This window comes from Streptomyces sp. NPDC101181 (assembly GCF_044767975.1).
In the GTDB taxonomy this organism is placed as follows: Bacteria; Actinomycetota; Actinomycetes; order Streptomycetales; family Streptomycetaceae; genus Streptomyces.
This window is the reverse complement of the sequence record NZ_JBIWOX010000002.1, coordinates 472,805-496,483: the sequence shown is the minus strand read 5'-3', so window position 1 is coordinate 496,483 and position 23,679 is coordinate 472,805. Positions and strand designations below refer to the sequence as shown.

General features: G+C 70.9%; 25 protein-coding genes and 4 tRNA genes. 7 read left to right on the top strand and 22 right to left on the bottom strand.

Features of this window, described 5'->3' with window-relative positions; all coding sequences use genetic code 11:
* Positions 1–262: 262 nt before the first annotated feature.
* The 6 genes from ACIRRU_RS05910 to ACIRRU_RS05885 all read right to left on the bottom strand — a co-directional run bounded on the left by ACIRRU_RS05910 (position 263) and on the right by ACIRRU_RS05885 (position 4,180).
* Positions 263–1,177: a hypothetical protein gene (locus tag ACIRRU_RS05910; RefSeq protein ID WP_403676631.1), complete on the bottom strand. Its 915-nt coding sequence runs from the start codon at positions 1,175–1,177 to the stop codon at positions 263–265.
* Between the two features lie 171 nt (positions 1,178–1,348).
* Positions 1,349–2,071 carry a 50S ribosomal protein L1 gene (rplA, locus tag ACIRRU_RS05905; protein ID WP_363200503.1) on the bottom strand — a complete coding sequence of 241 codons (723 nt, stop codon included), beginning with the start codon at positions 2,069–2,071 and terminating at the stop codon, positions 1,349–1,351.
* 79 nt (positions 2,072–2,150) lie between these two features.
* Entirely contained in the window at positions 2,151–2,585 is a 435-nt protein-coding gene (gene rplK, locus ACIRRU_RS05900) for a 50S ribosomal protein L11 (RefSeq protein WP_018550660.1), read from the bottom strand.
* A 176-nt stretch (positions 2,586–2,761) separates the two neighbouring features.
* Complete coding sequence (nusG, locus tag ACIRRU_RS05895) at positions 2,762–3,640, bottom strand: transcription termination/antitermination protein NusG (protein ID WP_403676627.1); 879 nt, start codon at positions 3,638–3,640, stop codon at positions 2,762–2,764.
* Between the two features lie 73 nt (positions 3,641–3,713).
* On the bottom strand, positions 3,714–4,001 hold the full coding sequence (secE, locus tag ACIRRU_RS05890; RefSeq protein WP_363200501.1) for a preprotein translocase subunit SecE: 288 nt from the start codon (positions 3,999–4,001) through the stop codon (positions 3,714–3,716).
* A 106-nt stretch (positions 4,002–4,107) separates the two neighbouring features.
* Positions 4,108–4,180 (bottom strand) — tRNA-Trp (locus ACIRRU_RS05885).
* 211 nt (positions 4,181–4,391) lie between these two features.
* Here ACIRRU_RS05885 and ACIRRU_RS05880 point away from each other — a divergent pair.
* Both ACIRRU_RS05880 and ACIRRU_RS05875 read left to right on the top strand, forming a co-directional pair.
* Complete coding sequence (locus ACIRRU_RS05880) at positions 4,392–5,618, top strand: pyridoxal phosphate-dependent aminotransferase (RefSeq protein ID WP_363200500.1); 1,227 nt, start codon at positions 4,392–4,394, stop codon at positions 5,616–5,618.
* Positions 5,619–5,733: 115 nt separating this feature from the next.
* A complete protein-coding gene (locus ACIRRU_RS05875; RefSeq protein ID WP_403676623.1) occupies positions 5,734–6,747 on the top strand; it encodes an adenosine deaminase in 1,014 nt (337 codons plus the stop codon).
* 26 nt (positions 6,748–6,773) lie between these two features.
* On the opposite strand, the gene ACIRRU_RS05870 is transcribed toward ACIRRU_RS05875, so the two are convergent.
* The 6 genes from ACIRRU_RS05870 to ACIRRU_RS05845 all read right to left on the bottom strand — a co-directional run bounded on the left by ACIRRU_RS05870 (position 6,774) and on the right by ACIRRU_RS05845 (position 9,488).
* Positions 6,774–7,829, bottom strand: a complete 1,056-nt coding sequence (locus tag ACIRRU_RS05870; RefSeq protein ID WP_403676621.1) for a UDP-N-acetylmuramate dehydrogenase — start codon at positions 7,827–7,829, stop codon at positions 6,774–6,776.
* Positions 7,830–8,045: 216 nt separating this feature from the next.
* Entirely contained in the window at positions 8,046–8,474 is a 429-nt protein-coding gene (locus tag ACIRRU_RS05865; protein ID WP_363200497.1) for a MaoC family dehydratase, read from the bottom strand.
* Positions 8,474–8,926, bottom strand: a complete 453-nt coding sequence (locus ACIRRU_RS05860; RefSeq protein ID WP_363200496.1) for a MaoC family dehydratase N-terminal domain-containing protein — start codon at positions 8,924–8,926, stop codon at positions 8,474–8,476. Before ACIRRU_RS05860 ends, ACIRRU_RS05865 begins: the two co-directional genes overlap by 1 nt.
* A gap of 120 nt (positions 8,927–9,046) precedes the next feature.
* Entirely contained in the window at positions 9,047–9,211 is a 165-nt protein-coding gene (rpmG, locus tag ACIRRU_RS05855) for a 50S ribosomal protein L33 (protein WP_003948671.1), read from the bottom strand.
* A gap of 88 nt (positions 9,212–9,299) precedes the next feature.
* A tRNA-Met gene (locus ACIRRU_RS05850) sits at positions 9,300–9,372 on the bottom strand.
* A gap of 43 nt (positions 9,373–9,415) precedes the next feature.
* Positions 9,416–9,488: transfer RNA gene (locus ACIRRU_RS05845), tRNA-Thr, on the bottom strand.
* A 312-nt stretch (positions 9,489–9,800) separates the two neighbouring features.
* Between ACIRRU_RS05845 and ACIRRU_RS05840 the strand changes: the two genes are divergently transcribed.
* Positions 9,801–11,099 (top strand): amidohydrolase family protein, encoded by a 1,299-nt coding sequence (locus ACIRRU_RS05840; protein WP_403676617.1) that lies wholly within the window; start codon positions 9,801–9,803, stop codon positions 11,097–11,099.
* A 33-nt stretch (positions 11,100–11,132) separates the two neighbouring features.
* Positions 11,133–11,789, top strand: a complete 657-nt coding sequence (locus ACIRRU_RS05835; protein ID WP_403676614.1) for an SDR family oxidoreductase — start codon at positions 11,133–11,135, stop codon at positions 11,787–11,789.
* A 104-nt stretch (positions 11,790–11,893) separates the two neighbouring features.
* Here ACIRRU_RS05835 and ACIRRU_RS05830 read toward each other — a convergent pair.
* Positions 11,894–11,975 (bottom strand) — tRNA-Tyr (locus ACIRRU_RS05830).
* 164 nt (positions 11,976–12,139) lie between these two features.
* On the opposite strand from ACIRRU_RS05830, the gene ACIRRU_RS05825 reads away from it, so the two are divergent.
* From ACIRRU_RS05825 to ACIRRU_RS05815, 3 genes are all read left to right on the top strand, one after another.
* Positions 12,140–12,628 (top strand): YajQ family cyclic di-GMP-binding protein, encoded by a 489-nt coding sequence (locus ACIRRU_RS05825; RefSeq protein WP_363200493.1) that lies wholly within the window; start codon positions 12,140–12,142, stop codon positions 12,626–12,628.
* A gap of 258 nt (positions 12,629–12,886) precedes the next feature.
* A complete protein-coding gene (locus ACIRRU_RS05820) occupies positions 12,887–13,474 on the top strand; it encodes a methylated-DNA--[protein]-cysteine S-methyltransferase (protein ID WP_403676612.1) in 588 nt (195 codons plus the stop codon).
* 33 nt (positions 13,475–13,507) lie between these two features.
* On the top strand, positions 13,508–14,167 hold the full coding sequence (locus tag ACIRRU_RS05815) for an alpha-ketoglutarate-dependent dioxygenase AlkB family protein (protein ID WP_403676609.1): 660 nt from the start codon (positions 13,508–13,510) through the stop codon (positions 14,165–14,167).
* A gap of 74 nt (positions 14,168–14,241) precedes the next feature.
* On the opposite strand, the gene ACIRRU_RS05810 is transcribed toward ACIRRU_RS05815, so the two are convergent.
* The 9 genes from ACIRRU_RS05810 to ACIRRU_RS05770 form a co-directional block, all read right to left on the bottom strand.
* On the bottom strand, positions 14,242–14,514 hold the full coding sequence (locus ACIRRU_RS05810) for a GlsB/YeaQ/YmgE family stress response membrane protein (protein WP_403676607.1): 273 nt from the start codon (positions 14,512–14,514) through the stop codon (positions 14,242–14,244).
* Positions 14,515–14,808: 294 nt separating this feature from the next.
* On the bottom strand, positions 14,809–15,201 hold the full coding sequence (locus ACIRRU_RS05805) for a YccF domain-containing protein (protein WP_403676604.1): 393 nt from the start codon (positions 15,199–15,201) through the stop codon (positions 14,809–14,811).
* Positions 15,198–16,061: a zinc metalloprotease HtpX gene (gene htpX / locus ACIRRU_RS05800; protein WP_403676601.1), complete on the bottom strand. Its 864-nt coding sequence runs from the start codon at positions 16,059–16,061 to the stop codon at positions 15,198–15,200. The genes ACIRRU_RS05805 and htpX overlap by 4 nt, the downstream gene beginning before the upstream one ends.
* A 362-nt stretch (positions 16,062–16,423) precedes the next feature.
* The gene (gene mscL, locus ACIRRU_RS05795; RefSeq protein WP_403676598.1) at positions 16,424–16,882 is read right to left on the bottom strand and encodes a large conductance mechanosensitive channel protein MscL; all 459 of its coding nucleotides are present in this window, start codon (positions 16,880–16,882) and stop codon (positions 16,424–16,426) included.
* 106 nt (positions 16,883–16,988) lie between these two features.
* Positions 16,989–18,515 (bottom strand): NADH-quinone oxidoreductase subunit N, encoded by a 1,527-nt coding sequence (locus ACIRRU_RS05790; RefSeq protein ID WP_403677029.1) that lies wholly within the window; start codon positions 18,513–18,515, stop codon positions 16,989–16,991.
* Between the two features lie 158 nt (positions 18,516–18,673).
* Positions 18,674–20,428 (bottom strand): NuoM family protein, encoded by a 1,755-nt coding sequence (locus tag ACIRRU_RS05785; protein ID WP_403676595.1) that lies wholly within the window; start codon positions 20,426–20,428, stop codon positions 18,674–18,676.
* Positions 20,425–22,425 carry an NADH-quinone oxidoreductase subunit L gene (locus ACIRRU_RS05780; protein WP_403676592.1) on the bottom strand — a complete coding sequence of 667 codons (2,001 nt, stop codon included), beginning with the start codon at positions 22,423–22,425 and terminating at the stop codon, positions 20,425–20,427. The genes ACIRRU_RS05785 and ACIRRU_RS05780 overlap by 4 nt, the downstream gene beginning before the upstream one ends.
* On the bottom strand, positions 22,422–22,895 hold the full coding sequence (gene nuoK / locus ACIRRU_RS05775; RefSeq protein WP_403676590.1) for an NADH-quinone oxidoreductase subunit NuoK: 474 nt from the start codon (positions 22,893–22,895) through the stop codon (positions 22,422–22,424). Before nuoK ends, ACIRRU_RS05780 begins: the two co-directional genes overlap by 4 nt.
* Positions 22,895–23,677: an NADH-quinone oxidoreductase subunit J gene (locus ACIRRU_RS05770; protein ID WP_403677026.1), complete on the bottom strand. Its 783-nt coding sequence runs from the start codon at positions 23,675–23,677 to the stop codon at positions 22,895–22,897. Before ACIRRU_RS05770 ends, nuoK begins: the two co-directional genes overlap by 1 nt.
* Positions 23,678–23,679 lie beyond the last annotated feature (2 nt).

Sequence of the window (23,679 nt, the reverse complement as noted above, 5' to 3'; positions counted from 1 at the left end):
TTCCGGGTGATGAGGACCGCTCAGAAGGGGCCGGGAAAGACGAAACGCCCCAGCACAAGTGCCAGGGCGCAGCTCGACCGGACAGAGATCCGGGAGCGTTCCACAGTCACCTGCGCAGGTCGTCCGATCCAGTCGGAACCTTCGGTCACCGTCCCTCGTGCGAGAGCGCGGCGACGACCAGCGGTCTTTGGCTTCCTGGTGAGAGTACGCGACCGGATGCGGGCGGAGCAAATCCGTCCCCGTTCGTCCCGTGCGGGAGGTGTCAGGAGGCGCCGCCCGGGGTAACGCCCTGCTTCACCAGCTCCTTGAAGTCCACCGTGTCCGAGGCCGGGGGCTTCTGCCGGGGCACCTGGGTGCCGTAGTCGCTGTAGAAGAGCGTCGAGGTGAACGTGCCGGTCTTCATCTCGCCGCGTTCGGCCTTCTTCACCAGCAGGTCACGCTCGTCGACCCAGATGTCGACGGTCTGGGTGGTCACCCCGGCCAGCGCCAGCTGCTCCTTGAAGGCGGCCAGCTGCCCGGCGTCCAGATCGCTGTTCTTGGCGGTCAGCTCCGCGACGTCGACCGTGCCGGAGTAGCGCGTCGCGGAGACCCCGCGGACGTCCTCCTGGCCGACCTTCTTCACGTCGCCGGAGGCCAGCAGTGCCTTCACGCCCTGCTCGGGCGAGCTGTTCTGGAGCTGGTCCTTCATGACGTCACCGGAGGCTCCGCCCAGGGCGGCCATGTCCTGGTAGGAGTAACGGATCCAAGGCTTGCCCCCGGTGGTGGAGGCGAAGCCGTCGCCCATGTTCGCGTAGTACGCGTCCTGGAAGTAGCGGGCCTTGACCGTGCCGTCGCCGCCGGACTGCTTCAGGGCCTCGCCCATGGTGCCGCCGGTGTAGGTGATGGTCATCTCGCCGGAGAGACCGTCCGCCCAGCCGATGACCCCGGACTGCTTCATGGACATGACGCCGCCCATGTCCATGGTGCCGTCGACCTTGGCCGACTGGGCGCCCCCGGTCGTGCGCCGCACCTGCTTCAGGGCGGCCACCGGGCTCGTCCCGGCGACGGCGCCCGCCTGGTCCTTCCCGGACCCGGCGGCCCCCTGCGAGCCGTCGGAGCCGCTACAGGCCGCCAGCGACGTCAGCGCCGCCGCAGCCGCCAGCGCCGTACCCACGCGTCGTGCCGTGCTCGTCCTCATGTAACGCTCCACCCCTCGTGTTCGCGCGGCTGTCTCCCCGCGCCACAGTGGCACAGGGTACTGACAGCTATCGGTCCTCGCGGAAACGAGGACGGGCCCCGCACCTCGAAAGGTTGCGGGGCCCGCATCACAGCGCACGCGACGACGCGGCTACCGGATGAGCACGGTGGCTCAGACGGCGGCCGGGTCCTCCTCGACGAGGAGGTTGCGGGTGCGGTTGGCGTCCAGCGGGATGCCGGGGCCCATCGTGGTGGCCAGCGTGGCCTTCTTGATGTAGCGGCCCTTGGCGGCGGACGGCTTCAGACGGAGGATCTCCTCCAGCGCCGCCGCGTAGTTCTCCACCAGCTTGGTCTCGTCGAAGGAGACCTTGCCGATGATGAAGTGCAGGTTCGAGTGCTTGTCGACGCGGAACTCGATCTTGCCGCCCTTGATGTCGGTGACAGCCTTCGTGACATCGGGGGTGACGGTGCCGGTCTTCGGGTTCGGCATCAGACCACGCGGACCGAGCACGCGGCCGAGGCGGCCGACCTTGCCCATGAGGTCCGGGGTGGCGACGACGGCGTCGAAGTCCAGACGGCCCTTCGCCACCTCGTCGATGAGCTCGTCGGCGCCGACGATGTCGGCTCCGGCGGCTTCCGCGGCCGCAGCACGGTCACCGGTCGCGAAGACCAGGACCCGGGCGGTCTTGCCGGTGCCGTGCGGGAGGTTCACGGTGCCGCGGACCATCTGGTCGGCCTTGCGCGGGTCGACACCCAGGCAGAAGGCGACCTCGACGGTGCCGTCGAACTTCGTGGAGGCGGTGTCCTTGGCGAGACGGACGGCTTCGAGCGGGGCGTAGTTGCGCTCCCGGTCGACCTTGGCGTCCGCAGCGCGGAGGTTCTTGCTGCGCTTCACTTCTACTCCTGTGGTTTCCGATTACGGAGTCGTGGTGCGGACCAGCGCTTGGCCCTACCACTGGGGTTACGGGACTGGGTCAGCCTTCGACCGTGATGCCCATGGAACGGGCGGTGCCAGCGATGATCTTCGACGCGGCGTCGAGGTCGTTGGCGTTCAGGTCGGGGAGCTTCGTCGTGGCGATCTCGCGGACTTGGTCGGCCGTCAGCTTGGCGACCTTGGTCTTGTGCGGCTCGCCGGAGCCCTTGTCCACACCCGCGGCCTTGAGGATCAGCTTGGCGGCCGGCGGAGTCTTGGTGATGAAGGTGAAGGAGCGGTCCTCGTAGACCGTGATCTCCACCGGCACGACCATGCCACGCTGCGACTCGGTCGCCGCGTTGTAGGCCTTGCAGAACTCCATGATGTTGACGCCGTGCTGACCGAGCGCGGGGCCGACCGGCGGGGCCGGGTTCGCCGCACCGGCGTTGATCTGGAGCTTGATCAGCCCCGTGACCTTCTTCTTCTTGGGAGGCATTGCTCTCTCCGGGTCCAGTTGAGAGTGTTTCGCCGCCATTCCGGTCATCCGGATGGAGGCATACCGCACAACGATAACGGGTATAGCTGTGCGACCAAAAACCCAGCAGGTCAGAAGAGCCGCGAAGCCCTTCTGACCTGCTGGGTAGGCATGTGTCCAGTGACCGGCGGGAAGCGCTAGTTCTTCTGGATCTGGTCGAAGCTCAGCTCGACCGGGGTCTCGCGGCCGAAGATCTCGACGAGGCCCTTGACCTTCTTCGAGTCGGCGTTGATCTCGTTGATGGTGGCCTGGAGCGTCGCGAACGGGCCGTCGGTGACGGTGACGGAGTCGCCCACCTCGAAGTCCAGCACCTGGACCTCGACCTTGCGGGAGGGAGCGGGCTTGCCCTCGGCCTCGGCGGCCTCGCGGGCGGCCTTCTCCTCGGCCTCCGGGGCGAGCATCTTGACGATCTCGTCCAGGGTCAGCGGGTACGGGTCGTAGGCGTTGCCGACGAAGCCGGTGACGCCGGGCGTGTTGCGCACGACGCCCCAGGACTCGTTCGTCAGGTCCATGCGCACCAGGACGTAGCCGGGAAGCTTGTTCTGGCGGACGTTCTTGCGCTCGCCGTTCTTGATCTGGACGATCTCTTCCTCGGGGACTTCGGCCTGGTAGATGAAGTCCTCGACGTTGAGCGAGACCGCGCGCTGCTCCAGGTTGGCCTTCACTCGCTTCTCGTAACCGGCGTACGTGTGGATGACGTACCACTCGCCCGGGAGTCCGCGGAGTTCATCGCGCAGGGCGGCGACGGGGTCGACGGGGGCGGCCGGCTCGGCCTCCGCCTCGTCGGCGCTCTCGTCCTCGTCCGCGTGCTCGCCCTCTGCCTCGGTCTCGACCGCCGCTTCAGCCTCGACCGCCTCGGCGGCCGCTTCCTCGGCGGCGTCCTCCTCGGCCACCTCGACAGCGGCGTCGGCCTGGTCGGCGGAGTCAGCAGCCTGGGCGACGTCGAGCTTGTCCTGGGCGGGCTCGGAGGAGCCAGCCTCGGGCTCGACGGCGTCGTTCAGGTTCGGGTCAGACACGATGGCTGCTTCTTCCTGGTTACAAAGGGGTGGAACGTGCGAAAGGGGCGCCGGTCGGACGCCCTTCGCGGGATCAGCCGAAGATGTATTTGACGACCCGCGCGAATCCCGTGTCGAGAACGGTCACGAGACCGATCATGACGACGACGAAGATGATCACCACGGTGGTGTACGTCGTCAGCTGGCTACGGGTCGGCCAGACAACCTTGCGGAGTTCGGCGACGATCTGGCGGTAGAAGAGCGCGAGACGGCCCAGAGGGCCCTTCTTGCCGCGCTTGCCGCCCTTCCGAGCCTTCTTCTTCGACTCGGGAGCTTCATCATCGGCATCAGGCATGTCGATGGAGCCCACGGCGTCCGTCACGCTACTCACCTGATTCCGGGTCGTGGCCGCGCCGCGCCCGGTGGAGCCGCACGGCTGTGCAATGAAGTACGTACATGCGCACACATCCTGGCGAAGGAGTGTGTAGCAGGGCCGGAGGGACTTGAACCCCCAACCGCTGGTTTTGGAGACCAGTGCTCTACCAATTGAGCTACGACCCTTGGTGGTTTCCCCAACCTACCCCATCCTCCCCGGTGACCGGGTGCGGAACGGCGCGGCTGGTGAAGCCCAACGACAGGTGAGTGTACGTGCTCGGGGGCTCCGCGTCGAACAGACAACTACCGACCGGTCCTGTCCGCATCGTGTCCGAGTCCTGTCCGGTCCCTGAAACCCGCGCGCCGTGGGGTTTTCCGGTCTGCGAGCATGACCCCCATGAGCGCTGCAACTTCACCGTCCGAGCGCCGGGTCTCCGCCCGCGTCGGTGCGATCTCCGAGTCCGCGACCCTCGCCGTCGACGCCAAGGCCAAGGCCCTCAAGGCCGCCGGGCGTCCGGTGATCGGCTTCGGGGCGGGCGAGCCCGACTTCCCGACCCCCGGCTACATCGTCGACGCCGCGGTCGAGGCCTGCCGCACCCCGAAGTACCACCGCTACACCCCGGCCGGCGGGCTCCCCGAGCTGAAGGCCGCCATCGCCGCGAAGACGCTGCGGGACTCCGGCTACGAGGTCGACGCCAGCCAGATCCTGGTGACCAACGGCGGCAAGCAGGCCATCTACGAGGCCTTCGCCGCGATCCTCGACCCGGGCGACGAGGTCATCGTCCCCGCCCCGTACTGGACCACCTACCCCGAGTCGATCCGGCTCGCGGGCGGGGTCCCGGTCGAGGTCGTCGCCGACGAGACCACCGGTTACCGGGTCTCCGTCGAGCAGCTGGAGGCCGCGCGTACGGAGAGGACCAAGGTCGTCCTCTTCGTCTCGCCGTCCAACCCGACGGGCGCGGTCTACAGCGAGGCGGACGCGGAGGCGATCGGCCGCTGGGCCGTCGAGCACGGCCTGTGGGTGCTGACCGACGAGATCTACGAGCACCTCGTCTACGGCGACGCGGAGTTCACCTCGCTCCCGGCGATCGTGCCCGAGCTGCGCGACCGGTGCGTCGTCGTCAACGGCGTCGCCAAGACGTACGCGATGACGGGCTGGCGGGTGGGGTGGATCATCGGCCCCAAGGACGTCGTCAAGGCCGCGACCAACCTCCAGTCGCACGCCACGTCCAACGTCTCCAACGTGGCCCAGGTCGCCGCGCTCGCCGCCGTCTCCGGCCCGCTGGACGCCGTTGCCGAGATGCGCGCCGCCTTCGACCGCCGCCGCAAGCTCATCGTGCGGATGCTCAACGAGATCGACGGGGTCCTCTGCCCGGAGCCCGAGGGCGCGTTCTACGCCTACCCGTCGGTGAAGGAGCTGCTCGGCAAGGAGATCCGCGGCAAGCGCCCCGCGGACTCCGTCGAGCTGGCCGCGCTGATCCTGGACGAGGCCGAGGTCGCCGTGGTCCCGGGCGAGGCTTTCGGCACCCCGGGGTATCTGCGGCTGTCCTACGCCCTGGGCGACGACGACCTCGTCGAGGGCGTCTCCCGGCTCCAGAAGCTGCTGGGCGAGGCCAAGGCCTGACCGCCCGCGGAATTGTGCCCCCGGCCGCCCCGGCCGGGGGCACTTTTTGTTCGAGGCCCACTCCAAAGAGGAGGGCGACTTCCGCTCCGGCCCGCCCGTGCGGCAGGATCTTTGAATGGAGCGTGATGTACGTCTGTTGCCCAAGGCCCACCTGCACCTGCACTTCACCGGGTCGATGCGGCCCACCACCCTGCTCGAACTGGCCGACAAGTACGGGGTCCACCTCCCCGACGCGCTGACCGGCGGCGAGCCGCCCAGGCTGCGGGCCACCGACGAGCGCGGCTGGTTCCGCTTCCAGCGGCTCTACGACATCGCCCGGTCCTGTCTGCGGTCCCCCGAGGACATCCAGCGCCTGGTCCGCGAGAGCGCCGAGGAGGACGTCGTGGACGGCTCCGGCTGGCTGGAGATCCAGGTCGACCCCACCTCGTACGCCCCGCTGCTGGGCGGGCTGATCCCGGCCATCGAGATCATCCTCGACGCCGTGGACAGCGCCGCCCGGGACACCGGCCTCGGGATGCGCGTGGTGATCGCCGCGAACCGGATGAAGCACCCGCTGGACGCCCGGACCCTGGCCCGGCTGGCCGTGCGGTACGCGGACCGGGGCGTGGTGGGCTTCGGGCTCTCCAACGACGAGCGGCGCGGGATGGCCCGGGACTTCGACCGGGCCTTCGCCATCGCGCGGGAGGGCGGACTGCTGGCGGCCCCGCACGGCGGCGAGCTGGCCGGTCCGTCCAGCGTGCGCGACTGCCTCGACGACCTGGACGCCTCGCGGATCGGCCACGGGGTGCGGGCCGCCGAGGACCCCCGGCTGCTGCGCCGGCTCGCCGAGCGGCAGATCACCTGCGAGGTGTGCCCGTCCTCCAATGTGGCGCTCGGCGTCTACGAGAAGCCCGCCGACGTACCCCTGCGCGCTCTGTTCGACGCGGGCGTGCCGATGGCGCTGGGCGCGGACGACCCGCTGCTGTTCGGTTCACGGCTGGCCGCCCAGTACGAGCTGGTGCGCCGCCACCACGGCTTCACCGACGAAGAGCTGGCCGAGCTGGCGCGTCAGTCGGTCCGGGGGTCGGCGGCCCCCGTCGACGTACGGGAGAAGCTGCTGTCGGGGATCGACGACTGGCTGGCCGGCTGAGCCCGGCCCGCCGGGCGCGTACGACGCTAGAGGCTGACGCCGACCGTCACCGGCTCGTTGACGAGGGTGACCCCGAAGGCGTCGTGGACCCCGGCGACCACCTCGCGGGCCAGGGCCAGCAGGTCCTCCGTGGTGGCCCCGCCCCGGTTGGTGAGGGCGAGCGTGTGCTTGGTGGAGATCCGGGCGCGGCCGCCGCCGTAGCCCTTGGTGAACCCGGCCCGGTCGATCAGCCAGGCCGCCGACGTCTTGGTGCGGCCGTCCCCGACGGGGAAGGCCGGGGGCACGACGTCCGGGCCGAGGCGCTCGTGGACCCGGGCGAGGAAGTCCTCGTACGCCGCCGGTTCCAGGATCGGGTTGGTGAAGAAGGAGCCGGCCGACCAGGTGTCGTGGTCCTCCGGGTCGAGCACCATGCCCTTGCCGGCGCGCAGCTTCAGCACGGTTTCCCGGGCGGCCGACGCGGGAACGCGCTCGCCCTGCTCGACGCCCATCGCCCTGGCCGTTTCGGGGTACCTGAGGGGCGCGGACAGCCCGGCAGCCTCTTCCAGCTCGAATCGGACACGGAGCACCACGAACCGGTCAGGGTCGGCCTTGAAGCGACTGTGACGGTACGAGAAGGCGCACTCCTCGTTCGGGATCGTCACGGTCTCCCGGGTGTGCCGGTCGTAGGCGACGACCTCCGTGATGGTGGAGGAGACCTCCTGCCCGTACGCCCCGACGTTCTGGATGGGCGTGGCGCCCGCGGAGCCGGGGATGCCCGCCAGGCACTCGACGCCCGCGAGGCCCGCCTCGACGGTCCGGGCGACGGCGTCGGTCCACACCTCTCCGGCGGCCAGTTCCAGCGAGGTACCGGTGAGCGTGAACCCCTTCGTGGCGATGCGCAGCGCGGTGCCGTCGAAGCCCTTGTCCCCGATCACCAGGTTGGAGCCGCCGCCGATCACCAGGAGCGGGGTGCCGCTGTCGTCGGCCTCGCGCACGGCCGCGACGACCTCGGCGTCGGTGGTGGCCGTCAGCAGCCGGGCGGCGGGGCCGCCGAGCCGGAAGGTGGTCAGGGGGGCGAGGGGGGCGTCGTGGAGTTCCTGCACGGGGACAAGAGTACGGTCCGCGACCCCGCCGCTCGGGTGGGGCCGCGGACCGCGCGTCTGGTCCGGCGGGCTCGGACGGCCACTGCGCCCCGCTCCCCCGCGTCCGCCCGGGCCGGGACCGGGGCGGGGATCTGACGGCTCCGGCGCGTACGTCCCGGCCCAGGCGCGGACGTCCCGGTCAGGCGCGTACGTCCCGGTCAGGCGCGTGCTTTCCGGTCAGGCGAGGCGGACGACGGCGCGGGACAGGCCCAGCACCTTCTTCTCGGCGCACAGGGCGACCAGGTCCACGCGGACCAGGTTGTCCTCCAGCTTCGCGCCGACCTTGGCGCTGACCTCGATCAGCGCGCCCTTGTCGTCGTCGGGGACGACGACGGGCTTGGTGAACCGCACCCCGTAGTCGACGACCGCGCCCGGGTCCCCGGCCCAGTCCGTGACCACACGGATCGCCTCGGCCATCGTGAACATGCCGTGCGCGATGACGTCCGGCAGGCCGACCTCGCGCGCGAACCTCTCGTTCCAGTGGATCGGGTTGAAGTCGCCGGACGCGCCCGCGTACCGCACGAGCGTCGCCCGCGTCACCGGGAACGACTGCGGGGGCAGCTCCGTCCCGACCTCGACCGACCCGTAAGACACCTTCGCTGCCATCACGCCTCCTCGGCGGCGCGCGCCACCAGCTTCGTGACCGCCGTGACCACCAGCTCACCGGCCTCGTCGTGCACATCCCCGCGAATGTCGAGAACGTCGTTGCCCGCGAGGGACTTGATGCTCTCGATCGTCGACGTGACCGTCAGCCGGTCCCCCGCCCGCACCGGGCGGACGTAGGAGAACTTCTGGTCGCCGTGGACCACCCGGCTGTAGTCCAGGCCCAGCCGCGGGTCCTGCACCACTTCACCGGCGGCCCGGTAGGTGATCGAGAACACGAACGTGGGCGGCGCGATCACATCGGGGTGGCCCAGCTCACGCGCGGCCTCCACATCGACGTATGCCGGATGGGGGTCGCCCACCGCCTCGGCGAACTCTCGGATCTTCTCCCGGCCGACCTCGTACGCCGGGGTGGGCGGATAGCTCCGCCCCACGAAGGACTGGTCGAGCGCCATGAGCCCGCTACCTCCTGATGGAAAGACGTCAAGGGAGGGCACGCCCCCCGTGCGGGGAACGACCCCGTACAACGACACGAGGCCGCCCCCAGAGGGGGCGGCCTCGTGTACGAGCCTGATTCAGCGCGTTTCGCGGTGCGCGGTGTGCGCGTTGCAGCGCGGGCAGTGCTTCTTCATCTCAAGACGGTCCGGGTTGTTACGCCGGTTCTTCTTGGTGATGTAGTTCCGCTCCTTGCACTCCACGCAGGCCAGCGTGATCTTCGGGCGGACGTCGGTGGCAGCCACGTGAGTGCTCCTTGACGGACGGATGGACGGATGAACGCATAAAAGAGTAGCCGATCGAAGGACCGACCCCACAATCGGCTACCGTTAGTAGCGGTGACCGGACTTGAACCGGTGACACAGCGATTATGAGCCGCTTGCTCTACCGACTGAGCTACACCGCTTTGATGACGATCCCCCCGCCGAAGCGGGGTTCCCGATCACCAGAGCCCCAATGCGGAATCGAACCGCAGACCTTCTCCTTACCATGGAGACGCTCTACCGACTGAGCTATTGGGGCGAGCGATGAAGACATTACACGCTCCTGGGCCGGTTGCCCAAATCCGTTTCGGCAGCGTCCTCAAGGGCCTTCGCCGCCCTCGCCCACACCCCCTGATCAGGCCTTGATCAGGCCCTGATCCAGCCCGCACCGCCGCCCGGACCGGCCGCCACCCGGGGCAGGAACGGGCCTACCGGTACGACTATTGCGCTCCTTCCGGAAGCCGCCGTGCCAGGCGCCGTGGACCCGGTCATGATCGACGGGCCCCCCGGGAGCGACCGGCCCCGGACCCGACCCTTCGGTGCGATCCCGCACCTGTTTCCCAGGAGCGCGATGCCTGACAGTCAGCCGCGGCGGCCCGACGACAACGCGCCCGACAGCGCCGACGCGGCCACCACCGCCGACACCCCCGCCCTCGTCCTCAGCGGTGCGCGGCTCGCCGACGGGCGCGCCGTCGACGTACGCCTCAGCGGCAGCCGGATCGAGGCCGTCGGTACCGCGGGGAGCCTCGCCGCCCGGGGCCCGCGCATCGACCTGCGGGGCTATCTCCTGCTCCCCGCCCCCGCCGAACCCCACGCCCACAGCGACACCGCGCTCACCGCGGACGGCGCGGGCCCCGACGGCCCCGGACCCGCCTCACACCGCGCCGAGGACATCCAGCGCCGCGCCACCGAGGCGGCGCTCCTCCAGCTCGGCCACGGCGCGACCGCCCTGCGCACCCACGTCCGCATCGGCGACGTCCAGGGCCTCGCCCCGCTCGAAGCCGTCCTCCAGGCCCGGCGCGCCCTGCGCGGCCTCGCCGACCTCACGCCCGTCGCGGTGCCCCGCCTGCTCACCGGCGTCGCCGGGGCGGACAGCCTCGCGATGCTCCGCGACGCGGTGAAGATGGGAGCGGCGGTCGTCGGGGGCCGCCCCGACCTCGACCCCGACCCCATCGGCTACACGGCGGCCGTCCTGGAGATCGCCGCCGAGCACGGCTGCCCGGTCGATCTGCACACCGACGCCGACGACCCCGCCCGGCTGGCCCGGATCGCCGCGATGGCCGCGGGGCTGCGCCCCGGTGTCGTCCTCGGCCCCTGCGCGGGCCTGGCCCACCTGCCGCTGGACGTGGCCGGCCGGGCCGCCGACCAGCTGGCCGCGGCGGGCATCACCGTCGTCTGCCTGCCCCAGGGCGGCTGCGCCGGATCGGAGCGGCGTACGACCGCTCCCGTACGCCTGCTGCGCTCCGCCGGCGTACGCCTCGCGGCGGGCAGCGGCGCGTTGCGCGACACCGCGAACCCGGTCGGCCGCGGCGACCCCCTGGAAGCGGCGTACCTCCTCGCCTCGCAGGTCGGCCTGCGCGCCGAGCAGGCGTACGCGATGGTCTCCACCGGCGCCCGCGCCGCCCTGGGCCTGCCCGACGTCCGCGTCGAGGCGGGCTTCCCGGCCGAACTCCTCGCCCTACGGGGCGAACGGCTCTCCACGGCGCTGTCCCTCGCCTACAGCCGTATCGTCGTCCACCGGGGCCGGGTCGTCGCCCGCACCAGCGCCGTACGCGAGTACTGCGACTCCGACCCGGAATCCGACGCCGCCGCGGGCCTCGGTCTCCCCCGGCAGGGACGCCCCGACTCCGGTACGGGCCAGCGGAACTGAGCACGCGGCCGCCCTCGGGCGTACGGTCGGGGTATGCGCATTGTCATCGCAGGTGGACACGGACAGATCGCACTGCGGCTGGAGCGGCTGCTCGCCGCTCGCGGGGATGAAGCCGTAGGGATCATCCGCAACCCCCAACAGAGCCAGGACCTCGTCGACGCCGGTGCCCAACCCGCCGTGCTGGACCTCGAATCGGCCACCGTCGAGCAGGCCGCGGAGATCCTGCGCGGCGCCGACGCGGCCGTCTTCGCCGCGGGAGCGGGCCCCGACAGCGGAACCGCTCGCAAGGACACCGTCGACCGCGGCGCGGCCGTGCTGTTCGCTGACGCGGCCGAGGCGGCGGGCGTCCGCCGCTACATCGTCGTCTCCTCCATGGGCGCCGACCCCGACCACCCCGGCGACGAGGTGTTCGACGTCTACCTGAGGGCGAAGGGGGCGGCGGACGCCGACGTACGCTCCCGGTCCGCGCTCGACTGGACGATCCTGCGCCCCGGGATGCTCACCGACGACGCGGGCAGCGGGCAGGTCCTGCTCGCGGAGAAGACCGGTCGCGGCCCCATCCCCCGGGACGACGTGGCGGCCACGCTGCTGGAGCTGCTGGACACCCCGGCGACGTCGGGCCTCACCCTGGAGGCGATCTCGGGGAACGTGCCGGTCACGGTGGCCGTGAGGGACATCGCGGGCAACTGACGGAGCCGGCGCCTCCGGTTCTCTGGGGGCGCCTCCGGACCTCCGGGGAATCAAAAAACGAGGAAGCCCCCGACCGGAAGGACCGGTCGGGGGCTTCGTTCGCGTGGCGGCGCCAGGGTTCGAACCTGGGTAGGCTGAGCCGGCAGATTTACAGTCTGCTCCCTTTGGCCACTCGGGCACACCGCCTCGAACGACGCGTCGGATCTCTGCGTGAGCTCCTTGGCGACGACGTAAACGATACCTGATGGCCAGGGGTGCTCCGCCACCTGATTGATCCGCGTGGGGAGGGGGCGGGGGTGGCTAGGCTTGCGTCGTATCCCACGCACATTCGACGCAAGGAGCCACACGTCATGGCCGACTCCAGTTTCGACATCGTCTCGAAGGTCGAGCGGCAGGAGGTCGACAACGCCCTCAACCAGGCCGCCAAGGAGATCTCCCAGCGCTACGACTTCAAGGGCACCGGCGCCTCGATCTCGTGGTCGGGCGAGAAGATCCTGATGGAGGCGAACGGCGAGGAGCGCGTCAAGGCCATCCTCGACATCTTCCAGTCCAAGCTGGTCAAGCGGGGCATCTCGCTCAAGTCGCTGGACGCGGGCGAGCCGCAGCTCTCCGGCAAGGAGTACAAGATCTTCGCCTCGATCGAGGAAGGCATCTCCCAGGAGAACGCCAAGAAAGTCGCGAAGACCATCCGCGACGAGGGCCCCAAGGGTGTCAAGGCGCAGGTCCAGGGCGACGAGCTGCGGGTCAGCTCGAAGAGCCGGGACGACCTCCAGGCCGTTCAGGCGCTGCTGAAGGGCAAGGACTTCGACTTCGCGATCCAGTTCGTGAACTACCGGTAGTCCGCGCGGTGGTCCACGGCGACCGCGCCGCGGGAGCGCCCCGTCGAGATCGCCTCGACGGGGCGCTTTTCCGTCCCCGGCCCCGGCCCGCGTGTGATGCCGGACGCGGCGTCCGGATACCGCCAGTCATCAGGTGACGGTCAGGCGCAGACTGGTCGTACGGACGGATTCCGGAATCTCGAGGGATCCCGAAGTCTCGACGGATTCCGGAGTCTCAGGGACGAGCGGACGAGCGCACGAGCGGGAGAGCGGGCAGACATGACGACGGTGTACGCGTGGGTGGACAGCCCGCTGGGCGAACTGCTGCTGGTCGGCGAGGCGGGGGAGAGCTCGGGGTCGGCGGCCGGAGGCGGGGCCGGTGCGACGGCCGGTCGTGACCTCGGCGCGGTCGGGGGCGACCTCGGCGCGGCCGCGGGCGCGGAGGTGCGGCTGTGCTCGCTGTCGGTGCCCGGCCAGAAGGGCGGTGCGGTCGTGCGGGACGGCTGGCGGCACTCCCCCAAGGCGTTCACGGAGATCGTCGGGCAGTTGGAGGCGTACTTCGCGGGGCGGTCGACGCGGTTCGACGTGCCGATCGCCGCAAGCATCGGCACGGATTTCCAGCGCCGGGTCTGGGAGGTGCTGGAGTCGATCCCGTACGGGAGGACGGTGTCGTACGGAGAGGTCGCGGCGCGGGTCGGGGCTTCCGGCGCGGGGGTGCGGGCGGTGGGCACGGCGATCGGGCGCAACCCGTTGCTGGTCGTGCGCCCGTGTCACCGGGTGATCGGCGCGGACGGCGCGTTGCGGGGGTACGCGGGTGGCCTGGAGCGCAAGAAGTTGCTGCTGGGACTTGAGGGCGCGGTGGGCTGAGCCGTGACCCCGGAGAGCGATGAGGTTCCGCAGGTGTCGGACGGGCTGTTCCGGCGGCCGCGCAGGGTGGTCGCGCCGGGTGCCGTCCATGTGCCGGAGTGGCTGCCGGTCGAGCGGCGGGCGGAGTTGGTGTCGGCGTGCCGGGAGTGGGCGCGGGGGCCGGTTCCGCTGCGGCACACGGTGTTGCCGGGCGGCGGAGTGATGTCGGTGCGGACGGTGTGCCTGGGGTGGCACTGGCAGCCGTACCGGTACGTGCGCACGGCCGACGACGTCAACGGCGCCCGGGTGGCGGCCCTCCCGGAGTGGCTGGGCGACCTGGGGCGGGCGGCGGTGGCCGAGGCGTACGAGGACGAGAGCGCGGGTGAGGCATTCGCTCCGGACACGGCGCTGATCAACTTCTATGACGACGCCGCGCGGATGGGGATGCACCAGGACAAGGAGGAGCGGTCGGGGGCTCCGGTGGTGTCGTTGAGCATCGGGGCGAGGTGCGTGTTCCGCTTCGGCAACACGGAGGGGCGCGGACGGCCCTATACGGACGTGGAGTTGACGTCCGGGGACCTCTTCGTCTTCGGCGGGCCGTCGCGCTTCGCGTTCCACGGGGTGCCGAAGGTGTACCCGGGACCGGGCGACCCGGCGGCGGGGCTGCGGACCGGCCGGCTGAACCTGACCTTGCGGGAGACCGGGCTGAGCTGACGGCACGCGGTCGCCGTCCGGGCGCGCAGTGCGGCTCCGGCGCCGACCGCGTTCACCAGGACGTGAGAGTGCGGTCAGCGGCGGTCGCGGGAGTGGCCGAACAGCAGTCGGTAGAGGATGAGCAGGACCAACGAACCGGCGATCGCGGCGATCCAGGTCGCCGTGTCGTAGAAGTCGTTGCTGATGGGGCGGTCCAGGAACTGGCTGGAGAGCCAGCCTCCGACGAAGGCCCCGGCGACGCCGATGAGGGTGGTACCGACGATGCCGCCCGGGTCGCGTCCCGGGAGCAGGATTTTGGCTATGACTCCGGCGAGCAGCCCGAGAATGATCCAACCGATGATGCTCATGCCGCTGCTCCTACCCTTGGCTTCGTCTTGGGATGCAAGACGCGGCGAGCAGATGTTCGGTTGCACCCGGCACGGGCGGCACACGGCGGTGACCTGCGGCACGGCCGGGCGGACCGGGGCGCACGGGAGCCCTCCGGGCACGGCGAGGGCGTGGTGTCCCGTGAGCGGCGAATGCCCGCGCGGATGCCCGCGCGCCGCGGGTCCCCCCGAGCCGTGGCCTCACGGGCGGCGGGCTAGCGGGGTGCCTCACGGGCGGCGGGCTGACGGGCTGACGGGCTGTCTACGGGCGGCGGGCTAGCGGGCTGCGAAGGGCTGGTCCGTAGGGACGATCTCCTTGCCGAAGGGCATGAGGGAGACCGGGATCAGCTTGAAGTTGGCGATGCCCAGCGGGATGCCGATGATCGTGATGCACAGCGCGATGCCGGTGGTGATGTGACCGAGGGCGAGCCACCATCCGGCGAGGATCAGCCAGAGGACATTCCCGGCGCAGGAAGGTGAGCCCGCGTCCCGCCGTTCGACGACGGTGTTGCCGAACGGCCAGAGGGCGTAGAGGCCGATCCGGAAGGCGGCCACGCCGAAGGGGATGCCGATGATGGTGATGCAGAGCAGGGCGCCCGCGAGCAGATAGCCGAGGAACATCCAGAATCCGCAGAGGACGAGCCAGATGACGTTCAGGATGGTTTTCACGGGCGATGACCTGCCATCTGTTCTAGTCGGGCGATGCGCTCCGCCATCGGCGGGTGTGTCGAGAACATTTTCGCCATCCCCTGACCCTGGCGGAAGGGGTTCGCGATCATCATGTGGCTCGCGGTCTCGATCCGCGGCTCGGGCGGGAGCGGCAGTTGCTTCGTCCCGGCGTCCAGCTTGCGCAGGGCGCTGGCGAGGGCCAGCGGGTCCCCGGTGAGCTGCGCCCCGGAGGCGTCGGCCTCGTACTCGCGCGAGCGGCTGACGGCGAGCTGGATGACGGAGGCCGCGAGCGGCCCCAGGATCATGATCATGAGCATGCCGAGCAGGCCGGGTCCCTCGTCGTCGTTGGAGCGGCCCACGGGGATGAGCCACGCGAAGTTGACCAGGAACATCACGACGGAGGCGAGCGCTCCGGCCACGGACGAGATGAGGATGTCCCGGTTGTAGACATGGCTCAACTCGTGGCCGAGGACACCGCGCAGCTCACGCTCGTCGAGGATCTGGAGGATGCCTTCGGTGCAGCAGACCGCGGCGTTGCGCGGGTTGCGGCCGGTGGCGAAGGCGTTAGGCGCCTGCGTCGGGGAGATGTAGAGACGCGGCATGGGCTGACGGGCGGCCGTGGAGAGCTCACGGACGATGCGGTAGAGCTGCGGGGCCTCGAATTCGCTGACGGGCCGGGCCCGCATGGCGCGCAGGGCCAGCTTGTCGCTGTTCCAGTACGCGTACGCGTTGGTGCCCACGGCGACCAGGAGCGCGACCAGCAGGCCCGCGCGTCCGAAGAAGCTGCCGATGACGATGATGAGTGCGGACAGTCCCCCGAGGAGTACGGCGGTCTTCAGCCCGTTGTGCCGGCGGTGCACGGTACGCCCTCCAAGTGGTGCGGCAGGGGAACCCTTCGCGTGGTGGTGCTCCACTCCCCAGTGGAGCCTTCCGTACTGGTCAACGCCAGGCGACGGAAGCTAGTTCCCTTGTGCGTGCGGCCGGAGGGCGGGGCCGGGCGGCGTGTTCGGGCCGGGACAGCCCTTGGGCCCGTACGGGACGGCACTGGGCCGTACGGGTGGCGGGGCGTCCTGCTGGTGGTGCCGGGGTGGGTGAGGCACCGGAGGCGGGGGCGATCGGGCGAAGCGCGGGGCGGTCAGGTGCGGTGGGGTCCGGTGCGGTGGGGCGGAGCGGTCGGGTGGGTCCGGTGCGGTCCGGTGGGGCGACGCTCGCTTCGGTGCGGTCAGTGCTGCTGGGCGGGGAGCTTGGCGAGGGAGAGGGCCTCGGGGTCGGGCTCGACCTCGCTGGTGCAGTGGCCGCAGCGGGAGGCGATGGCCGGGATCGCGCTGAAGCAGCGCGGGCAGTCGCGGAGGGCGGCCTTGATGTCGACCTCCTCCTCCTTGGCGAAGCGGTTCTGCACCTTTGCCATGGGGACCACGACGCAGAAGTAGAGGACCGCGGCGGTGATGAGGAAGGCGATGGCGGCGCTGATGAAGAGCCCGTAGGGGAACTTCACCCCGTCGACCTCGTAGAAGGCCTTGCTGAAGTCGCCGGTGCCCCGGGTGGCGAGGCCGATCAGCGGAGTGATGAAGGCGTTGCTGAAGCCCGTGACGACGGCGGTGAAGGCCGCTCCGACCGCGAGGCCGATCGCCATGGAGATGACGTTTCCGCGCAGGATGAAGTCCTTGAACCCGTTCAGCACTGCTCTCTCTCCTCGTGTCCCGGCGACGTCCGCGCCGTGTACGTGACGTATGCAGCCAAGACCTTGCCCTGCGCGGGCGGCCAGGGGCAAACCGGCCTTACCGGCGTCAGAAGAGATTGACGGCGGCGAAACGCAGGACCAGTTGCGGGGCTCCGGAGAGGAGGATTCCGGCGGCGGTCGTGAGGATGAGCGCGGTGGTGAGGGGGGACGGCGCGTGGCGGTGGCGGGGTTCGGCGGCCGGTTCACCGGGGGCTGTTCCAGCCTCCTCACGAGGGCCGGACCTGACGGGCTCCCTCGTGGCTTCCGGGGTACGGAAAAGGATCGCGGTCCACCGAAGGTAGTAAACGAGCGCGATCACCACGTTGACGGCCATGACGACGGCGAGCCAGCCGAGGCCCGCGTCGACGGCCGCCGAGAAGACGGTGACCTTCGCGAAGAGCCCGATCACACCGGGCGGCAGTCCGGCCAGGCAGAGCAGGAAGAACCCGAGGGCGAGGGCGGTGAGGGGGCGGGTCGCGTAGAGGCCCCGGTAGTCGGCGACGCGGTTGCCGGGGTGCGTGCGGGCCACGAGGGCGGCCACGGCGAACGCGCCGAGGTTCACGACGGCGTACATGAGGGCGTACGCGACGGTGGAGCCGATCTGCTCGTCATTGGAGTACGCGGCGGCCGCGACCGGGACCAGCAGATAGCCGGCCTGGGCGACGGAGGACCAGGCAAGGAGGCGGACGGCGCTGCGGGCGCGGGTGGCGTCCTGACGGAGGGCGGCGACGTTCCCGACGGTCATGGTGAGCGCGGCGAGAACCGCGAGGGCGGGTCCCCAGACGTCGGCATAGGCGGGGAACGCGATGACGGTGACCAGGATGATCCCCGAGAAGCCGACGGCCTTGCCGACGACGGAGAGATAGGCGGCGATCGGCAGTGGCGCCCCGGCGTATGTGTCGGGGACCCAGAAGTGGAAGGGTGCGGCCGCGGTCTTGAAGGCGAAACCGACGAGGGTGAGGGCGACGCCGGTCTTGGCGAGGGTGTCGAGCACCGGAGGCACGTCGCCGAGCCGTTCGGCGATCTCGGTGAGGTGCAGGCTGCCGGTGGTCGCGTACACGAAACTGACGCCGAGCAGCATGACCGCGGTGGCGACGACGGAGGAGAGGAAGAACTTCAGCGCCGCTTCGGAGGAGCGCCGGTCGCCGCGCACGATCCCCACCAGCGCGAAGGCGGGCAGCGAGGCGACTTCGAGGGCGACGACGAGGGTGGCGAGATCGCGGGCGGCGGGCAGCAGAGCGGCGCCCGCCGCGGAGGCCAGGAGCAGGAACCAGTACTCCCCTACGGGGAGTCCGCGCGTTTCGTCGAGGGAGAGCAGGACCGTGAGGAACGCGCCGCCGAGCACGAGGGCCTGGATGACGAGCGTGAAGTGGTCGGCTGTGTAGCTGCACGCCTGGGCGCCGGTCGTGACGCAGAAGGTGGACCGGTCGCCGGAGCGCAGCGGGATCAGGAGGAGAAGGGCGGCGCCCAGCGCGGTGAGGGTGGCGTGGCCGAGGAGCCGTTTGCGGTGCGCGGGCAGGAACAGGTCGGCGACGAGGACGACCAGGGCGGCCAGGGCGGTGAGCGTGGGGGGTGCGATGGCGAGCCAGTCGATGGACTGGACGAGGCTGGGGGCGCTGTCGGCCGACGCCGCGGCGAGACCGGGCGAAGCCGCGGCCGGGGTGGGGAGGCCCGCAGTGGTACTGAGGCCCGTGGCGGTGCTGAGGAGGCCCGGGGTGGTGCCGAGACCCGTGGCGGTGCTGAGGTCCGCGATCACTGCTTGCCTCCTGCGAGGAGCTTCTGCACGGCCGGGTCGGTGAGGCCGAGGAGGACGGCGGGCCAGAGCCCGGCGAGGACGGTGAGAGCGGCGAGCGGGGTCCAGGCGGCGGCTTCGTACGTCCGGATGTCGGCGAGCCGGCCGTCCGGCACCGCTTCGGCCGGTTGCCTGTCCGGTCCGGCTTCGGCGGGCTGCCTGTTCGGCTCGGCTTCGACAGGTTGCCTGTCCGGCACGGCTTCGGCGGGGCTCGGGGTGCTGGCCGGTCGGGCTCCGGTGGTCGCGGTCGGCGGCACGAGACCTGTACCGGGCGGGAGCGAGGAGAGGGGCGCGTGCTCACCCATGCAGACGCGGCGGATGACGATGAGCATGTACGCGGCGGTGAGCAGGGTGCCGAACGCCCCGATCGCCAGGAAGGTGCGGAACGCCGGGCGGCTGAGCCCCTCGGCGGGGCTGTACGCGCCGAACAGCGTCAGCATCTCGCCCCAGAACCCGGCGAGTCCGGGCAGGCCGAGCGAGGCGACGGCGGCGAAGGCGAGCAGCGCGCCGAGGCGGGGGGCGCGGCCGTAGAGCGCCGCGCCGGTGGCCCCGGCGAGGGTGTCGAGGTCGGCGGTCCCGTACCGGTCCTTGACGGCGCCGACCAGGAAGAACAGCAGGCCGGTGATGAGGCCGTGGGCGATGTTGGCGAAAAGCGCGCCGTTAACCCCGGTGGGGGTCATGGTGGCGATGCCCAGGAGCACGAAACCCATGTGGCCGACGGAGGAGTACGCGATCAGCCGCTTGAGGTCCCCCCTGGCTCCGGTACGGGCGAGGGCCAGACAGGCGAGGGAGCCGTAGACGATGCCGACGACGGCGAAGGCGGCGAGGTAGGGCGCGAAAGTGTGCATCCCGTCGGGGGCGATGGGGAGCAGGATCCGGACGAATCCGTACGTTCCCATCTTGAGCAGGACGCCCGCGAGGAGGACGGACCCGACGGTGGGGGCCGCCGTGTGGGCGTCGGGAAGCCAGCTGTGCAGGGGCCACATCGGGGTCTTCACGGCGAGGCCGAGACCGATCGCCAGAACGGCGATGAGCTGCACGGACGCGGTGAGACCCCGGCCGTTGTCAGTGGCGAGTGCCACCATGTCGAAGGTGCCGCTCTTCAGTCCGATGAGGAGGAGGCCCAGCAGCATGACGACCGAGCCGAGCAGCGTGTAGAGGATGAACTTCCAGGCGGCGCCCTGCCGTTGACCACTGCCCCAGCGGGCGATGAGGAAGTACATCGGGATGAGGACCATCTCGAAGGCGAGGAAGAAGAGCAGCAGGTCGAGGACGGCGAAGGTGGCGAGGGTGCCGGATTGCAGGACGAGGACGAGAGCGACGAAGGCCTTCGGCGCGGGGCCCGCGGGCGGCTTGAAGTAGCTGTACAGCGCGCAGAGGAAGGTCAGCAGCGCGGTCAGGAGCAGAAGGGGGAGCGAGATGCCGTCGACACCGAGGTGGATGCGGACGTCGAGCGCCGGGATCCAGCTGATGTCGGTGGTCGCCTGCATCGTGGCGGGGTGGCCGTGGTCGAAGCCCGCGGCCAGGAAGATCGCGGCGATGAGGACGGTCCCGGTGACGGTCACGCCGTGGCGCAGCACGGCCTGGTCCGGGTTCTTCCCCTGGAGCCCGGGTGGGGCGGGGAGCAGGGCCGCGGCGGCGCCGAGGAGAGGGGCGAGGACGATGAACGCCAGAAGGAACTGCATCACGGACGGGCTGATATCGATCACGGTCACGACCCCGCGTTGACGTTGGCGAAGACGACGGCGGCGATCGCCAGGACGAGGGATCCGGCGAGCAGGGCGCTGACGTAGGTCTGCACGTTGCCGGTCTGGGTCCGGCGGACGGCGTTGCCGAGAAGGCGTGTGACGGCGCCCGATCCGTTGACGTAGGTGTCGACGACCTCCCGGTCCAGGAAGCGGACGAGGCGGGCGGCGGCCTGCACGGGCCGGACGAACAGCGCTGTGTACAGGGCGTCCAGGTGGAAGCCGGTGACCGCGTGGCGGTGCAGGGGGCCGAGGAGGAGCCTGCCGGGGTCGGCCGGGTCGGGGGCGTCCGCGATGGTGCCGTAGGCCGCGGTGTGGGACGTCATGGCCTCGGCTTCGACGAGGGCGGGGTCGGCGTCGGGGTGGGCGGCGACGGCGCCGATCGGGGTGCGGGCGGCCAGCGCGGTGGTGTGCCGCCACGCGGCGTAGGTGACGAGCCCGCCGACGAGGGTGACGCCGGTGGAGAGGACGGCGGTGGTGAGCGTCGGGGTGAGGTCGTGCCCGTCGAACCAGTCGCCGATCGCTCCGGCGGTGAGGCCGAAGCCGATCGTGGGGACGGCCAGCACCCACAGGACGGAGGTCATGGCGAGGGGCTGCTTGCCGCGTTCGGGGGCCTCGGCCCCCCGGCCGCGGAAGGCGAGCAGCCAGAGGCGCGCGGCGTAGGCGGCGGTCAGGACGGCCGCGAGGAGCCCGGCGACGAGGATCGTCCAGCCCGCGGCGGCCGGGGCGACGGTCCGGTCCCCGAGGGCGGTGTGCTCGGCGGCAACGAGGACGGCTTCCTTGGAGAAGAAGCCGGCGAACGGCGGGATGGCGGCGAGCGCGAGGAGGGCGACGGTCATCGTCCAGTAGGCGTCCGGGACGCGGCGGGCGAGGCCGTTCATGCGGGACATGGCGGCAAGGGAGTTGGTGCCCGCGGCGTGGATGACGACACCGGCGGCGAGGAAGAGGACGGCTTTGAACGCACCGTGCGAGATCAGGTGGAAGACGGCGGCTCCGCGGTCGCCGACGGCGAGGGCCCCCGACATGTAGCCGAGTTGCCCGATCGTCGAGTAGGCGAGGACCCGCTTGATGTCGTCCTGGGCGAGCGCCGCCAGCCCGGAGCCGGTCATCGTGACGGCGGCCATCACCGCGAGGACGACGAGCGCCGCGCCGGACGCGGCGAAGACGGGCAGCAGGCGGGCCACGAAGTAGACGCCGGCGGCGACCATCGTCGCGGCGTGGATGAGCGCGGAGACGGGGGTGGGACCGGCCATCGCGTCGGGCAGCCAGGTGTGCAGGGGGAACTGCGCGGACTTGCCCGCCACGCCCGCGAGGAGCAGCAGCGCGATGAGGGTGGGGTGGTCGAGACCGCCGCTGGACACGGCGGCGAGGATCTCGGTGATCCGGAAGCTGCCGGTGTCGGCGGCGAGGGCGAACAGGCCGATCAGGAAGGGGACGTCGCCGAGTTTGGTGACCAGGAAGGCCTTGAGGGAGGCGGCGCGGGCTTCGGGCGTCTCCCAGTAGTGGCCGACGAGGAAGTACGAGCAGATGCCCATGATCTCCCAGCCGACCAGGAGGACCATCAGGTCGCCGGAGTAGACGACCAGCAGCATCGCGGCGGTGAAGAGGGAGACGAGGGCGGCGTAGGAGGGGTAGCGGGCGTCGTTGCGGAGGTAGGCCGTGGAGTACAGCTGTACGCAGGTGGCGACGAGCCCGACGAGGACCGCGACGAGGACCGCGAAGCCGTCCAGGTGGAGGGCGAGGTCGATGGGTACCGAGCCGGTCGGGGTGAGCTGGGTCGCGGCGTCGATGGCCCGGCCACCGCCCTGCCTGAGGGCGACGATCACGGCGAGAGCGGTCGCGGTGAGCGTCGGCAGGAGGGCGAGGGGGCGGACGAAGCCGGGGGCGGTGCGGCCGACGGCGAGTCCGGCGACGGCTCCGAGGAAGGGCAGGAGCGGGACGAGGGCGGCGAGGGTCGTGGTGGTCACGCGGTGGCCTCTGCGTTCGTGGGGTTCCCCGTCGTTCCGGCGTGGCCCGGTCCGGCGGTGCCGCCGCTCCCGGGCTGGCCGTGACTGTCGCGGCTCCCGGACTGACCGTCGCTCTCGGCCACGTTGTCGCTTCCGTCCGCGTTGTCGATCCCGTCCAGGTCGTCGCTCTCCGCCGTGTCGCGGAGCCGGTCGATGTCGGAGCTGCCCCGGTTGCGGTAGACGGCCAGGACGATCGCCAGGCCGATGCCGATCTCGGCGGCGGCGATGGCGATGGTGAAGAGGGTGAGGGCCTGACCGGAGTGGAGGGTGTCGCGGAGCCAGACGTCGAAAGCGACGAGGTTGAGGTTGACGGCGTTGAGCATCAGCTCGACGGACATCAGGACGAGGATCGCGTTGCGGCGGGCGAGGACGCCGTAGAGGCCGACGCAGAAGAGGAGGGCGGCGAGCACGGCGGGATAGGCGAGGTGCATCAGCTCTGCTCCTCCTGGCCGGACGGAGTACCCCGGTCCGGGGCGGGCTTCTCCTGGACCGCCTCGCCCAGGGGCGTGCTGCCCGGAACCGCCCTGTCCGGCTGCGTCCTGCCCCGGGCTGCCTCGCCCCGGGGCGTGCTGCTCGGGCGCGTCCTGTGCTGGGTGGGGCGGGCGTCGGCGTCGGTGTCGCGTTTGCGGGACAGGACGATGGCGCCGACGAGGGCGGCGAGCAGCAGGACGGAGAGCGCCTCGAAAGGCAGGACCCAGTTCCGGAACAGGAAGGCACCGGTCACCTTCGTGGAGCCCTGCGCCGGCCCGTCGAGATCGATCCAGGTGGTACGGAAGGCGTCGACCACGACCCAGACGAGCGCGCCCGCCGTGGCGACCGCGACCCCGAGGGCCACCCATCGGTTGCCCGAGTCGGCGTCCGGGGAGCGGCCGATGGGGGCCCGCGTGAGCATCAGCCCGAACAGCAGGAGGACGACGATGGAACCGACGTAGATGAGGACCTGTACCCAGGCGATGAACTCCGCCGTGAGCAGGAGGTATTCGACGGCCAGTCCGCCGAGTGCGACGACGAGCCAGAGGGCGGCGTGCACCAGTTGTTTCGTCGTGACGGTGATGACGGCGGCGCCGAGGGTGACGAGGCCGACCAGGACGAAGGCGATCTCGACGCCGGTCGGAGAGAGGAAACCGGGGTGGTCACCGGCGGCCAGGGGGTGCGTCACGGTGGCCGCGAGCCGACTGTGCGCTGCGCTCGCCGCGGTGGACGTCATCGACATCG